At 40.3% G+C, this 15,002-nt stretch carries 14 protein-coding genes, 1 riboswitch and 1 other annotated feature; of the genes, 7 read left to right on the forward strand and 7 right to left on the reverse strand.

The features are described 5' to 3' along the window. Positions 1-104: 104 nt before the first annotated feature. The 4 genes from V7083_RS16685 to argS all read right to left on the reverse strand — a co-directional run bounded on the left by V7083_RS16685 (position 105) and on the right by argS (position 5,513). Positions 105-425 carry a hypothetical protein gene (locus tag V7083_RS16685; RefSeq protein WP_335479891.1) on the reverse strand — a complete coding sequence of 107 codons (321 nt, stop codon included), beginning with the start codon at positions 423-425 and terminating at the stop codon, positions 105-107. Between the two features lie 56 nt (positions 426-481). Further along, positions 482-585: riboswitch (guanidine-I (ykkC/yxkD leader) on the reverse strand. A gap of 3 nt (positions 586-588) precedes the next feature. Then, entirely contained in the window at positions 589-2,412 is a 1,824-nt protein-coding gene (locus V7083_RS16690; RefSeq protein ID WP_335479892.1) for an APC family permease, read from the reverse strand. 169 nt (positions 2,413-2,581) lie between these two features. Further along, on the reverse strand, positions 2,582-3,748 hold the full coding sequence (locus V7083_RS16695) for an MFS transporter (protein WP_335479894.1): 1,167 nt from the start codon (positions 3,746-3,748) through the stop codon (positions 2,582-2,584). Between the two features lie 70 nt (positions 3,749-3,818). Beyond that, complete coding sequence (argS, locus tag V7083_RS16700; RefSeq protein ID WP_335479896.1) at positions 3,819-5,513, reverse strand: arginine--tRNA ligase; 1,695 nt, start codon at positions 5,511-5,513, stop codon at positions 3,819-3,821. A gap of 53 nt (positions 5,514-5,566) precedes the next feature. Beyond that, positions 5,567-5,780: a binding site (T-box leader), on the reverse strand. A 104-nt stretch (positions 5,781-5,884) separates the two neighbouring features. On the opposite strand from argS, the gene V7083_RS16705 reads away from it, so the two are divergent. Beyond that, complete coding sequence (locus V7083_RS16705; RefSeq protein WP_335479898.1) at positions 5,885-6,139, forward strand: alpha/beta-type small acid-soluble spore protein; 255 nt, start codon at positions 5,885-5,887, stop codon at positions 6,137-6,139. 38 nt (positions 6,140-6,177) lie between these two features. Here the strand turns inward: V7083_RS16705 and V7083_RS16710 are convergent, their stop codons facing one another. Further along, positions 6,178-6,633 carry a TetR/AcrR family transcriptional regulator gene (locus V7083_RS16710; protein WP_335479900.1) on the reverse strand — a complete coding sequence of 152 codons (456 nt, stop codon included), beginning with the start codon at positions 6,631-6,633 and terminating at the stop codon, positions 6,178-6,180. A gap of 58 nt (positions 6,634-6,691) precedes the next feature. Between V7083_RS16710 and V7083_RS16715 the strand changes: the two genes are divergently transcribed. From V7083_RS16715 to V7083_RS16730, 4 genes are all read left to right on the forward strand, one after another. Continuing rightward, on the forward strand, positions 6,692-7,690 hold the full coding sequence (locus V7083_RS16715; RefSeq protein ID WP_335479903.1) for an NAD(P)H-dependent flavin oxidoreductase: 999 nt from the start codon (positions 6,692-6,694) through the stop codon (positions 7,688-7,690). Between the two features lie 86 nt (positions 7,691-7,776). Next, positions 7,777-9,324, forward strand: a complete 1,548-nt coding sequence (locus tag V7083_RS16720; RefSeq protein WP_335479906.1) for an acyl-CoA carboxylase subunit beta — start codon at positions 7,777-7,779, stop codon at positions 9,322-9,324. 218 nt (positions 9,325-9,542) lie between these two features. Next, a complete protein-coding gene (locus V7083_RS16725) occupies positions 9,543-10,733 on the forward strand; it encodes a glycine C-acetyltransferase (RefSeq protein ID WP_335479908.1) in 1,191 nt (396 codons plus the stop codon). 22 nt (positions 10,734-10,755) lie between these two features. Then, positions 10,756-11,718 carry an L-threonine 3-dehydrogenase gene (locus tag V7083_RS16730; protein ID WP_335479911.1) on the forward strand — a complete coding sequence of 321 codons (963 nt, stop codon included), beginning with the start codon at positions 10,756-10,758 and terminating at the stop codon, positions 11,716-11,718. Between the two features lie 34 nt (positions 11,719-11,752). Here V7083_RS16730 and selD read toward each other — a convergent pair whose 3' ends face one another. Then, positions 11,753-12,805, reverse strand: a complete 1,053-nt coding sequence (gene selD, locus V7083_RS16735) for a selenide, water dikinase SelD (protein ID WP_335479913.1) — start codon at positions 12,803-12,805, stop codon at positions 11,753-11,755. Between the two features lie 135 nt (positions 12,806-12,940). Here selD and V7083_RS16740 point away from each other — a divergent pair, with 135 nt between their 5' ends. After that, the gene (locus V7083_RS16740; RefSeq protein ID WP_435556296.1) at positions 12,941-13,180 is read left to right on the forward strand and encodes an Rdx family protein; all 240 of its coding nucleotides are present in this window, start codon (positions 12,941-12,943) and stop codon (positions 13,178-13,180) included. An 83-nt stretch (positions 13,181-13,263) separates the two neighbouring features. On the opposite strand, the gene V7083_RS16745 is transcribed toward V7083_RS16740, so the two are convergent. Further along, positions 13,264-13,671 (reverse strand): Hsp20/alpha crystallin family protein, encoded by a 408-nt coding sequence (locus tag V7083_RS16745; RefSeq protein ID WP_335479914.1) that lies wholly within the window; start codon positions 13,669-13,671, stop codon positions 13,264-13,266. 102 nt (positions 13,672-13,773) lie between these two features. Between V7083_RS16745 and selA the strand changes: the two genes are divergently transcribed. Further along, positions 13,774-15,002 (forward strand): L-seryl-tRNA(Sec) selenium transferase (selA, locus tag V7083_RS16750; RefSeq protein ID WP_335479918.1); only part of this gene is annotated, 1,229 nt, incomplete at its 3' end.

The following is a 15,002-nucleotide window of genomic DNA, read 5'->3' on the forward strand; positions in this document are numbered from 1 at the left end:
GCTATGAACGACAGATTTACCCAAAAACCACTTGGATCTGTCTTTCACAAAAAAGGTAACTCTCATTTATATCCTTTTTCCGAATTTCTCTTTATTTTATCCACTTACACACCTTCCCTGGAAAACTTTCGTTGTGCCCAGGTATCCAGCTTCTTCACATGCTTCTTCCCAATCGTAAATCCATACACAATCAATAGCACAATAATCAGAGTAAACAAATCAACTTCCTGGGTGGCGGCAAAATTTACAATCCCCATTAACACCTGTGGGATGACTCCTGTTAATGCGAACAGTACGGTTGCCACCTTGAACCAAAAGCTTGATTTCAAGCCGTAACGCGCGTATAAAAGGAAGAAGGTCGAGGACCAGGCCAAGACTTCGAGACTTACTAAGATTACCCATTTGTTTTCAACAAGAAATTCCAACAACATTCCCTCCCTTATAAAAAAAAGCCAAGAAGAATCATCGTCAAAACGATTAATTCTCCCAGGCTTTTATCCTTCCGTGTACACAGAGAACATTCTGTGCGTTTTCTCTTGGACCAGACTGACTCAGGTAAGCCACGGAACCCTAGAAAACCATTTATTTTTATTTTTTAAAATGATATGGCAAGGTGGAAACAATGACATTTTTTTTGTAAAGCAAATACGTACGAATCAATAAACTAGATTGGTTGTGCAGGATGTGATGCCAGTTCTTCTTTGTAATAAATTGCGGGATCAGTACGGTAACTTGGTAGTTGTTCTCACTGGCCTTATTCTCAATTGTATCAATAAATTTCGATAAGGGTTGCAAAATACTGCGATAGCGAGATTGCAGAGTAATCAATCTGACTTCCGGATGCCATTGCTCCCATTTTTCCTCAAACCGCTTCTCATCTTCCCGATCAAAGGAAACATAGACTGCATATATTTGATCGGTTAACGATTTGGCATAATTAATGGAATTTTCCACGACCTTTGTGATTCCAGCGACCGGAACAATGATGACATTTCCATCAACTTGAATGGCCGGTGTTTGACAATCTACCCGGAGCTGTTCACTTACATCACTATAATGTTTATTAATTCTTAAAAACAGTAGAACGATCAATGGTAAGAAAATAAAGACAAACCAAACCTGGCTTAATTTCGTGATGAAAAAGATCATTAATACCGTGAAGGTGATTAAGGCACCGATTAGGTTCGCTGTTAGTTTGGTAATCCAGCCGCTTGGTTTCTCTCGAAGCCATTTTATGATCATCCCTGTTTGCGATAAAGTAAATGGAATGAATACCCCTACTGCATAAAGTGGAATAAGTGACTCCGTTTTCCCTTGAAAAGCAACAATCAACACAATCGATGCTAATCCCAACATGACAATCCCGTTCGAATAGCCTAGACGGTCACCACGAATGGTAAACATCCTTGGCAAATATTTATCCTTGGCCAAGCTAAACGCTAATAATGGGAATGCCGAGAAGCCGGTATTGGCCGCCAGCACCAGGATCAAAGCGGTTGAACCTTGGATGATATAGTACAGAATATTACGTCCAAACGTTTCTTTGGCAATTTGTGAGACTACAGTTTCATCATGTTTTGGAGAAACACCGTAGTAATACGCTAAAAAGGTGATACCGGCAAATAAAAATGCTAAAAGTGTCCCCATCAACACTAATGTTCTGGCCGCGTTTTTTGGTGCAGGGTCTTTGAAATTAGGAATGGCGTTAGAAATTGCTTCAACCCCTGTTAGAGCCGAACACCCTGAAGCAAAGGCACGCATTAATAAAAACAATGTGATTCCCTGGACTGGTGCACCAATTGGAGCATGTAATTCAGGGGAAATTTGTCCGGTTAAAATTTTATAAATTCCAACACCGATTAAAATAAATAAAATGATGACAAACAAATAAACTGGATACATCAAGATCGTAGCAGACTCCGTGAGCCCACGAAGGTTCAAAATCGTAATGATGAAGACTAGAACACTGGCTATTAAGACCGTATGGGCATGCAATGAGGGAATCGCTGATGTTATGGCATCGGTTCCGGCTGAGACACTAACAGCAACAGTAAGTATGTAGTCTACTAGCAAGGATCCCCCGGCAATCAAACCGGCCTTTTCACCAATATTCTCCTTCGATACGATATAAGCTCCTCCCCCTTGAGGGTACGAGTAAATGATTTGTCGATAGGATAAAATCAAAGCTGCTAATAAAAATAACACTCCCGCAGCAATTGGTATGGAATACCAATAGGCAATTGCGCTAATTGTAGCCAGCACAATGAGAATTTGCTCTGTTCCATAAGCGACAGATGATAAGGCATCTGAGGAAAGAATCGCCAGTGCTTTTAATTTGTTCAGTTTATGTTCGCCAAGATCGGTTGATTTTAACGGACGGCCAATCAATAATCTTTTAATAGAAGATAACACGTGATTCACCTACCATAAAGTAAAATTACCGATTGATTGTAACATAACCTAATAACAAAGTTGAAGGGGTTTCTTTGACAAATATAAGAAGATTTCAATTGATTAATGATGATAACGTTATCATTTCCTCATTCATAAAAAAACTGCATGGAAGCTTTTCCCATACAGTTTACTCTCGAGCCTTATCTATTATTATAAAAATCACATATAACAGCATGGAAATAAAGACAGAAATAGCTGCGGCTATATAGATGCTGCTATAGCCTAAGATATGACCGATTTGGCCAAAGATCATGGCCCCGATCCCTATTCCCAAATCAAAAAAAGAAAAGAAGGTGGCATTGGCCATACCTCTACGATGCGGAGAAGTTTTTTCTATAGACCAAGCCTGCAAGCCGGGCTGGACAATCCCAAAACCTAATCCATAAAGGCAAGCCGCCCCATAAAGCACTATACTATTCGGAAGCCAGGCTAATAAAACCATAGCAACCAGAACCAATAAAGTTCCAGGAATAAAAATGGCCTGATGCCCTTTTCGGTCATAAAGCTGACCGGCAAAGGCACGCGTCGCCATTAAAGAAAGAGCGTAAATCAAAAAGTAAAGCTGGATTCCAGCGATATGTTTTTCAGCTGTATAAAGCGGCAGAAATGAGGCAATTCCCCCAAATGTAACCGTAATAAAGAACATCAACATGGATGGTCTTACTGCACTTTTTTCATAAAGATCAAATATTGCCTTTGTTTTATCAGGCTTTTTTTCTACCCTTTTATATTTAATTTTGGAAGAAAGCGAAAGCGCAATAAGCCCTAATACTGAACAAATGATGAAAAACAGTTTAAATGTAAGTGTATCTGACAGAAGCAGTCCTAAAGAAGGACCAATGGCCATAGCAACATTACCGGAAAGACCGTAAAAGCCCATTCCTTCTCCCCTTCTAGCAGGAGGGATGAGGTCTGTTGCAATAGTTCCGGAAGCCGTGGTCGAAAGTCCCCAGCCTGCCCCTTGGACAACCCGCATGGCAAATAACAGAGCGATACTTGCCAAAAACCCAAAAGATCCTACGGAAAGGACAAAAATAGCTAAACCGGTCAAATAAACAATGCCTCTGCCTTTCGTTTCTAAGGCATGACCAGCAAAGGGGCGCAAGAGCAGGGATGAAAACGTAAAAATCCCTACGACAAAGCCAATCAACTGATCATTGCCTCCCAAGTCTTCAACAAATAAAGGGATCGTTGGTAAAGTCATTTGAAAGCCAAGAAAGATAAAAAAGTTGGCAAATACAATTAAAATGAAGTCTTTTGTCCAAATTTTATCCTTTACTAGTTGTTGTTCCATAGACGTCCTTCTTTCAATGCAAGTATGAAAAGCGTTCCTACATCACTGTAGAAACGCTTTTCTAAAAAAGTTACATTTCTTCTGGTGCTTCAATTCCCAATAGACGTAAACCTTCTTTGAGAACAACAGTCACACTGTAGACAAGCGCCAGACGAGCCTCGCGCTCTTCACTGTCTTCCAAAACCTTAACCTCGGCATAGTATTTGTTAAACACTTGAGCAAGGTCCACGATATATTTTGCCACTTGGGAAGGATCGTAATTCGCACAAGCACGTTTAATGGCATTAGAGAATTCCATTAAGAAACTGACCACTTTCCATTCTTTTTCCCAAGATGTTTGGTAATCAGCCGCCGAGCTTTCAGGTTGCCAATTTCCTTTTCGTAAAATGGAACAGGCACGGGCATACGTATATTGAACGTATGGGCCGGTTTCCCCTTCAAAACGAAGCATTTCCTCTAAAGAAAATTCTATATCGTTCATGCGGTTATTTTTCAAATCATGGAAAATGACGGCACCGACACCTACTTGCTCAGCTACTTTGTCCTTATTAGGCAGCATTGGGTTTTTCTCTTCTATGTTATGTCGAGCCATCGCTATTGATTCATTTAAGACTTCTTCCAGTAAAACAACCTTCCCTTTACGGGTGGACATTTTCTTACCGTCTTTCAGCATCATGCCGAATGGGATATGCGCCATTTTTTCAGCCCATTCGAAGCCCATTTTGCGTAATACCGCGATCAGTTGCTTGAAATGCAGGCTTTGCTCATGACCAACCACATATAAAGAATGGGCAAAGTCGTAATTTTCTTTACGGTAAATAGCCGCCGCTAAGTCACGTGTAGCGTAAAGGGTCGCCCCATCTGATTTTTTAATTAAGCATGGTGGCAATTCTTCTTCCGTTAGTTCAACCACTTGCGCCTGGTCAGACTCCACAAGAAGTTGTTTTTCTTCCAACAGTTTTACTACGCGGTCCATTTTATCATTGTAGAAAGCCTCACCAGCGAAGGAATCGAATTCAACATTCATTAAATTATAGATTCGTGAGAATTCCTCCAGTGATTCATCACGGAACCATTGCCATAAATCCAATGCTTCTTGGTCGCCATCCTCCAGCTTTTTGAACCAAGCACGTCCATCATCCTCAAGAGATGGATTGGATGTTGCTTCATCATGGAATTTGATGTACAAAGCCAATAATTCTTTAATTGGATTTTGTTTTACCTTTTCGGCATCGCCCCATAGTTTATAAGCTGTAATCAACTTACCGAATTGTGTGCCCCAGTCGCCAAGATGGTTGATTTTAATCGGCTTATAGCCGCACTTTTCTACGATTTTAGCGATTGCATTCCCTATTACGGTTGAACGCAAGTGCCCCATTGAAAAAGGCTTGGCGATATTAGGGGAAGACATATCGATGGTGACATTGCCGCCTGCACCGAAATCTAGTGAACCAAATTCACTCTTTTGAGCGATAACATTGCCAATTACTTGTTCAGAAACAAGCTTCTTGTTTAAAAATAAATTTAGGTAAGCTCCTACTACTTCGATTTTTTCAAATGTCGGTGACTGAATTTTTTCGCTTAATTCCTGCGCAATCAAATTAGGCGCCTTACGCTTTACCTTTGCTAACGAAAAGCATGGGAAGGCTAAATCACCCAATGACTGATTTTTCGGTTTTTCAATTAGTATCTCGAGTTCTGCTACGGATAGCTCTCCTTCAAGCGCTACAGATAATAGTTCTGCCAATTCTTTTTTAAAGTTCATGTTATTGACCTCCTTTTTTTCTATAAAACAACAAAAAACCCCCGCCTCTTTAAAAAAGAGACGAGAGTTTGAATTCCCGCGGTACCACTCTAATTGTTCAAAATGAACCAGCTTTTCCTTGTTAACGGAGTGTTCTCCGGCATCCCCTACAGTTATTCGGGTATGCATCTCCAAAGTGCGCTTCATTATCCGTTCTGTTTCAGGCTCCCACCATCCCTGAATCGCTTTGACATCCCTGATAACTACTCTCTTTTTCATTGATTTTTACGATACATTATCAGTTATTATACTGGATATAAAAGGATTTATCCAGTCCCCGCAGATGTTTTTTTCAAATTGGGCAATCTAATTGGCAAAGGAGATGATGGATGATGGCCAGAAGAAACAAAATTCTTGTTCCCGAAGCAAGACGGGGATTAGACCAATTGAAGGCAAGGGTCGTTGAATCACAAACACCTGAGGATGCCAAATTTGAGGCAGCCGAGGAAGTCGAAGTCCCTTTAAAAAAAGGTTATAACGGACAATTGACGTCCGAACAGGCCGGTAAAGTTGGCGGACGGCTTGGCGGCAGCATGGTCCGTGAGCTAGTTAAAATGGCTCAGCAGAACATGACAAAGCGACCTTGACAGCTAAAAAGACTTGTGTGGATCACAAGTCTTTTCTGCTATTTCTGTAATAAAAACACCTTCATGATCTCGGCTATTTCCTCTGAACTTAGCGGCTCATGATTTTTTTCCCAGTCGTAAACCAGGGCTATATACATTTTAAAAAGCAAATAACTGGTGATTTCTGTATTTGCAGTCGGAATTAAACCTTTTTCAATGGCTGTATCAAGCTTTTTCTTTAGAAAGGCGATGATTTCTTCCTCTACGTGCTGAAGCATTTCGGAAACGGCGATTGTTCCCATCTCTGACTCTTCCTGGGCCAGCTTGATCATAAGCTGATGTTGAGAGCGAAACTCTAATAAATGGTACAAGGCTAGGTGTACATTTTCAGTAAACGGAAGATTTTCCTGTATGACACCGTTTGCTTCAGCAATCATTTCTTTTACGAGCGTTGACATGATCTCTTCAAACAGTTCTTCTTTATTTTTAAAAAAAGTGATTGAACATTCATTCATTATCCAGTACTATTAAAATGTAAATGTTTCTGAAAATTCTAAATTAAGGAGTGGAAGAATGAAAAGATCACTTCCAGAGGAATGGTTAAATCAACTTCGCTTACCTGTCATCTCTGCACCGATGTTTTTGGTGTCAGGCACCGATTTAGTTAAAAACTGTTGTTTAAATGGGATCATTGGTTCGTTTCCAGCGCCAAATGCGCGGCCGATTGAAGTCCTTGATCAGTGGATGGGAGAAATAAAAACAGAGCTTGAAGAGGCCCATAAAAAGGATCCTCAACAAAGAATAGCACCATGGGCAATGAACATGGTTGTACATAGCTCCTATGGTCGCCTTGAAGAAGAACTATCTTTAATTCAAAAACATCAGCCTCCTTTAGTCATTACTTCACTAGGAAATCCTAAGAAGGTGGTAGAAATGGTTCATGGATATGGTGGACTCGTATTTTCAGATGTAAGCGATATCAATTTCGCCAAAAAAGCAGCAAATGCCGGTGTTGATGGCCTAATCCTTGTTTCAAGTGGGGCAGGTGGTCATGCTGGCCAACTGAATGGGTTTGCTTTTATCGATACGGTACGAACTTTCTGGGATGGAATCATTGTATTAGCAGGTTCCATTTCAACGGGGAAAGGAATTCTTGCCGCTCAGGCTGCAGGAGCTGACCTTGCTTACATGGGGACAAGATTTATTGTGGCGACAGAGAGCATGGCAAATCATGAATATCGGCAAATGCTGGTTGAGTCTACCCAGGAGGACATTATTTTAACTGATGCGTTTTCTGGTGTAAAAGCCAATATGCTGAAACCGAGTATTCGAAAAGCAGGCCTTGACCCTGAACAACTAGTAAAAAAAGAAAAAGTTGATTTTAATGACATGCAGAAGGAAACCAATGCGAAAGCTTGGAGAGATATTTGGTCTGCGGGACATGGTGTTGGAGCCATTAATCGGATTGAAACTGCGCCTGATATTATTACTCGATTAGAAACAGAATATCAGGAGGCAATTGAAAATATTAATAACCAAGCTTTACGATTTAAAAAAGTGAGCTTGAAGTAAAGATAGATGCAAAGGCTCAGATTTGGGCCTTTTTCTTTCTCTTTTTGTTTAATAAGTTAGATGATAAGGGAATTGGAGGAATGGGGATGGACGAATTAAAGCGGATGGCGGATGAATTACAATCCAGAAAAGAGGCGGCTTTATTAGGAGGAGGACCGGATAAAATAGCTGCCCAGCATGAGCGCGGTTTGTTAACGGCTCGAGAACGAATCCATCAATTTGTTGACCAGGATAGTTTTATGGAACTAGGAATGCTAAATACTTCTGATGTAAAAGGGTCAGAGAATAAAAGCTATGGTGATGGGTTAATTGGTGGAATTGGCAAGGTGAACGGTAGATCAGCAGTCATTATTACAGGGGATAAAACGGTATTTGCCGGAACGGAAGGCAATGTTCATATCAGAAAATCAAAGAGCATACATGAATTTGCTTTGAAAAATGGTCTGCCGATTTTCTCGCTTAATGAAGGTGGAGGGTTAAGGATGCCAGATGGAATGGGCTCTGATGGGATTAGTGACAAATTGTTCCCTCGTGAGATGTTAACTGTCCATCGCCAGGTGCCAACGATGTCGGCCATATTAGGTGGTAGTTTTGGCGGTCCAACCTGGTGGGCTGTTTCATCAGACTTTGTGACTCAACTTCAGGGGACATGTATGGCCATAGCTGGACCCCGAATGCTTGAACTGGCAAACGGTCAAAAATTAACTCCTGAAGAATTGGGAGGAGTGGACTTTCACCATCGTTTTACAGGACAAATTGATGATGATGGTGCGACTGAAGAGGAGTGCATGAAGCAATTAAAAACCTTTTTTTCTTATATGCCGCAAAATGCCAGTGAGAGACCACAAATGAAGCAGACAACAGATGAACCTTACAGGAGTGTAGAGGAAGTTTACACAATTTTACCGCAGCAGAGTAATCGAGTTTATGATATGAAAAAAATCATCAAAGTGTTGGTTGATGAGGGAATCTTCTATGAGTTTCAACAGAAATTCGGAAGGGGGCTCATTACAGCATTTGCTCATATGAATGGCCATGTGGTTGGGATTATTGCCAACCAGCCAAATCAATTTGCAGGGGCTCCAGGGCCGCATGAATGTCAAAAAGCGACCGAATTTATTTGCCTTTGCGACTCCTACCATATACCACTCATTTTTCTTCATGATACCCCAGGTTTTCGAATCAGCAGCGAAGCAGAAAAGGCAAAAATGCCGACTAAAATTATGGTTTGGAATCAAGCTTTAGCTTTGTCAACAGTTCCGAAAATATCCGTCGTCATCCGGAAAAGTATTGGTGCAGCATATGGAAATATGTGCGGTCCCGGGATGGGTGGAGATTTAATCGTGGCTTGGCCAACAGCCGAAATAAATTTTACCGGTCCTGAGGTGGGCGTGAATGTTGTATTCGGTCGTGAGTTGGCTCGTGCAGAAAATCCTGCGGAAGAGAGAAGGAAATTGCTCGAGCTCTGGTCATTCGACTCCTCACCTTATATAGCCGCTGCAAAACATCTAATTGATGATATCATTCAACCTCATGAAACCCGTAAATTTCTCTGTCAATCGATTGAGTATTTATTAACGACAAAAAGGGAAAAAAGCGAACGGTTATTAGCCAGCTGGCCTACAGGAATATAAAATATAAAATAAGGACCTATCCNNCCATTAGGAAATGGATAATCTAATTATAACAAAAAAATTTTAGGCTTTTGTCCACTTGACATGAACACTATTGAAAAAATATGATAAAGTATAGGTAAGAAATCCTTTAAAATAGCCATTTAAAGGTGTTTTAACTGTCCGCACTAGATGGACAAATGTATTTTTGAAGAACATAAATAAAGGGGGAACTGGGTGTGTCGAGTCATATTTTGGAGCAATTTTTAAATGAGAATCTTGAAGATTTGAAGGGAAAAGGTCTTTACAATGTTATTGACCCATTAGAAAGCCCTAATGGTCCTATTATAAAGATAAATGGAAGAGATTTAGTGAACTTGTCTTCAAATAACTATCTTGGTTTAGCCACTGACGAACGTTTGAAACAAGCCGCTACAGAAGCAATTGAAAAATATGGGGTTGGTGCCGGTGCCGTACGGACCATTAACGGAACACTTAAACTTCATGTAGAATTAGAGGAAAAATTAGCTGAATTTAAGCATACAGAAGCAGCAATTGCTTACCAATCTGGTTTTAATTGTAATATGGCAGCGATTTCTGCGGTCATGGATCAACATGATGCGATTTTATCTGACGAATTAAATCATGCATCGATTATTGATGGTTGCCGTCTGTCAAAAGCAAAAATCATTCGTTTTAACCATTCTGATATGGCTGATTTACGCGCAAAAGCGAAGGAAGCAAAGGAATCTGGGCAATATAATAAAATTATGGTGATTACAGATGGAGTTTTCTCCATGGATGGGGATATTGCTTTATTGCCGGAAATTGTGAAAATTGCTGAAGAATTTGATTTGATTACATATGTTGACGATGCCCATGGCTCCGGTGTTCTTGGTGATGGAGCAGGAACCGTTAAACATTTTGGCTTGTCTGATAAAATTGATTTCCAAATCGGGACTTTGTCAAAGGCAATCGGGGTTGTTGGCGGATACGTGGCAGGTAGAAGGAATCTGATTGACTGGTTAAAGGTGCGAAGCCGTCCATTCCTATTTTCGACCTCTTTGACACCTGCAGATGTAGCTGCAAGTAAGCGTGCCATTGAAATCCTAATGGAAAGCACTGAATTGAACCAAAAGCTATGGGAAAATGGCAACTATTTGAAAAAGGGACTTAAAGAACTTGGATTTAATATAGGGAAAAGTGAAACCCCAATCACTCCTTGTATAATTGGAGAGGAAACGATTGCTCAGCAATTTAGCAGACGTTTAAATGAAGAAGGGGTATATGCCAAAGCCATCGTTTTCCCAACTGTACCAAAGGGAACAGGCCGCGTTCGAAATATGCCAACAGCCGCTCATACCACGGAAATGCTTGACAAGGCCATCTCTATTTATGAAAAAGTAGGCAAGGAAATGGGTATTATTTAATAGCAGAGGATGGAGAATCAACATGAAACGAATTTTAATTACCGGTGCACTCGGACAAATTGGTTCTGAACTAACCTTAAAGCTAAGAGAGATTTATGGAGCCGATAATGTTATTGCCACAGATATCAAAAAGAATGACAGTGAGGCCGCACAAAGCGGACCATTTGAGGTCTTAGATGTCACAGATTTAAATAGAATGGGTGAGGTAGCCCAAAAATATAAAGTTGATACGGTGATGCATTTAGCTGCACTTTTATCAGCAACAGCCGAAGCAAGGCCGTTATTTGCTTGGAATTTGAACATGGGCGGTTTATTAAATGCGTTAGAGACCGCAAAAGAAATGAAGGCGCAATTTTTCACGCCGAGTTCAATTGGAGCATTTGGACCAACTACCCCTAAAGATGATACTCCGCAAGATACAATCATGCGTCCTACTACGATGTATGGGGTTAACAAAGTAGCAGGAGAATTATTGGCTGATTATTATTATCAAAAATTTGGGGTAGATACCAGGGGATTACGGTTCCCAGGCTTAATTTCTTACGTTACACCTCCTGGCGGCGGCACAACCGATTACGCGGTTGAAATTTATTACGAAGCTGTTAAAAATGGGCGGTATACTTCCTATATAGATAAAGGTACTTACATGGACATGATGTATATGCCAGATGCGTTACAGGCCATTGTTGACTTAATGGAAGCCGATTCAACCAAATTAATTCATCGTAATTCCTTCAATGTCAGTGCCATGAGCTTTGATCCGGAAGAAATTGCTGCGAGCATTGCTAAATATATACCAGGTTTTAAGATTTCTTATCAGGTGGACCCAGTCCGTCAAAAGATTGCTGAGAGCTGGCCGAACTCTATTGATTCGACTGCTGCAAAAGAAGAGTGGGGCTTTAAATTCGATTATGATTTAGACAAAATGACCATGGACATGATTGAAAAACTACGTCCAAACATGCAAATGAGAATTCCGGGTTGAATGAAAAAAACAGCGTGGCGCTAATGCCTCGCTGTTATTTTTTTACATAAATTAGTTTGTCCTGTTTCTCGATTACTCGCCCAATAATTGATACTTGGTTTAAACCCTTCGCATGCATGTCATTTACATACTGCACAGCTTCTTCTTCACTAATTGAAACTAAAAGACCACCCGATGTGATAGCATCACATAGCACCAGTTGTTCCTCAGGTAAAATACCCTCGTAAATAATATCATCATGCAACCATTTATGGTTGGATTTAGATCCTCCTGGTACGACTCCCATTTTTGCCAATTCAAGAGCTCCATCAAGTATCGGAACCTGGGCGAGGGAAATTTCAATGCTAACCTCACTGCCGCGAGCCATTTCACTGCTATGTCCAAGCAGACCAAATCCGGTAATATCCGTTACAGCATGAGGGTGGTAAGGGAATAAGGTTTGAGCAGCTGTCTTGTTCAACATCGCCATCGTATCCGTCACTTCTTTTTCCTGTTCAGGAGTAACGGCACTTCTTTTGATTCCTGTTGTTAGAATGCCAACCCCGATCGGCTTAGTTAAAATCAATAAATCTCCCGGTTTGGCCCCAACATTTTTCCAGACCTTTTCAGGGTGTACAAGCCCAGTAACAGATAAACCGAACTTTGGCTCCTGATCATCAATAGAATGGCCACCTAAAGTGATGGCTCCCGCTTCTTTTACTTTATCTGCAGCACCGCGCATAATTTCTGCTAACATATCGGGACCAAGCTTTTTAATGGGATAACCCACTATATTTAAAGCTGTCTTTGGTTCACCGCCCATTGCATACACATCACTTAATGAGTTCGCTGCAGCGATTTGCCCAAACATATAAGGGTCATCAACTATTGGTGTAAAATAATCAACGGTTTGTATTAGTGCTATGGAATCAGTCAGTTTATAGACTCCGGCATCATCACTTGTTTCATTTCCAACAAGTAATTCCGGTACAGGTTCTTGTTTTGGTAAAAGACGCAATACTTGCGTCAGGTCCTCTGGACCAATCTTGCAACCTCAGCCAGCTTTTGTTGAAAGAGAGGTTAAGCGGATTTTTTCTTGTTCACTCATAAGTACACCTCCATTATAGTAGTATACACTTGTCTACCCTAATCCGCACTATAGGAGCAAAAGATTTGCGGAAAATAACAGAAATGGATAAACTATTCCTACCATAACAATATTAACAAAATATAGGAGGATAACATGAAGAACTATCATATTGTTGTTGAGTTTTGTATGCAATGAAATTATGCACCTAAAGCTGCGAGTTTCGCGGAAGAGCTATTCAATCATTTTCGGAGAGACATTGAAAAATTGGAGTTGATCCCAGCATCTGGAGGAGTCTTTGAAGTAACAGTGAATGGGGAAAAAATATACTCCAAACATGAAACGGGTATTTTCCCGGATACAGAAGAAATGATTCAAATAATCTCAAAAAAATAAAAAAGTGGCCCTTCATAACGGAAATGAGGGCCTTTATTTTGGACTAATAATATTATTATGTAAACTACAATAAAAAAAGAAAGCTATGGCAACGTAATATAGCGATTTTTTCCTAAACCTTTATTTAATTTGGAAATGAAGATTTCCAATGTTCCATTTTGAAAAGCGGCATGAACATCATGATGGATGACAAGAAAGGGGAGGGTAATAATTCGAACTCGTTTTGGGAACTGAGATGGAGTGGAATAGCCGTTCTTCTGGGCAGTAATCATTAACTGTGTGCCTTCAACTTTTACAAGTATTTCAGAGCTGCAAAATTCATTTAAAGAAGCCTCCACAATCCAATCATGGTCGGTTTCATATAGATCAATGCGAAATTGATTTTGATCATAATAGGAAGTTAGCGGATCTAAAAAATATTTTTTTAGCCACTGTTCCATTCGCTCGTGATCAACCCAATCGTATTGAGGTATCATTTTTTTCTTTTTCAAATCTATTTCCCCCTTGATAGGTTCAGTTTATTCTTGGAGACGAAAAAGGGTGAAAAAGTGATATAATAGTCCTATTGAAACAATAGTAAAGGAGTTATCACTTTGAAGGAATACTTGCGATCCATCCCCCCTGTCCATGAATTGCAAAATCACCAGAAGTTTCTAATGATCTTAGAAGAGTCTAATCTAGATTATGTTCAACTCACCAGGCATCTTAAAGAGGTACTAGAACAAATCAGACAGTCACTTCTCAATGGTCAATGGAAAGATTCGCTTCCAGGAACGGAACATTTTATTGACATCATTTTTAGCAATTTAAAAGATAAAGTGACTCAGCAATTCTCCTTTACATTAGAAAAAGTAATCAACGCAACTGGAACCATCTTACATACTAATCTTGGCAGAGCCAGATTAAGTGAAGCGGCGATTCAACATGTAGCGGACATCTCACGAGGTTATTCCAACTTAGAATATAATTTGCCAGAAGGAGAACGTGGTTCGCGACACAGTCATGTAGAAGCTTTGGTGCGGAAAATCACAGGTGCTGAAGCAGCAATGGTGGTTAATAACAACGCTGCTGCAGTGTATTTAGTGTTGAGAGCACTTGCGAAAAATAAAGAAGTCATTGTATCAAGAGGTCAGCTTGTTGAAATCGGTGGTTCATTCCGAATTTCATCGATTATGGAGGAAAGCGGTGCGAACCTAGTTGAGGTTGGGACAACCAATAAAACTCATTTATATGATTATGAAAAAGCGATTAGTCCCGACACGGCTATTATCATGAAGGTACATACAAGTAATTTTAAAGTGATTGGTTTTACAAAATCAGTTGAAGCGGAAGAATTGATTGAACTTGCACATCAACAAGAAGATGTCATTTTTTATGAGGATTTGGGCAGCGGCGTCTTATTTGATTTCAGAAATCATGGTATTGGAGACGAACCGGTTGTAAGTGAGGTTATAGAAATGGGGGCAGATGTTGTTACGTTTAGTGGTGACAAGCTGTTAGGCGGCCCTCAGGCAGGAATTATTGTAGGGAAAAAAGTGATTATTGATCAACTAAAAAAACATCAGTTGGCCCGGGTGGTAAGAGTGGATAAAATGACTCTAGCGGCATTAGAGGGTACATTAATAGATTATGCCCGGGGAGAAAAAGCCATGCAGAATATCCCAACCATTCGAGATTTGCTTAAGTCCGTTCAAGAATTAGACGAAAGATCTCAAACCTTTGTTACAAATTTATTACAAAGAACAGGTAGTTATGTAACAAAAATTGTTCAGGATGTGAGTCAAGTCGGCGGCGGCACCATGCCGGATGTAGAACTGCCTAC

Source organism: Bacillus sp. JJ1764 (genome assembly GCF_036962145.1).
Lineage (GTDB): Bacteria > Bacillota > Bacilli > Bacillales > Cytobacillaceae > Neobacillus.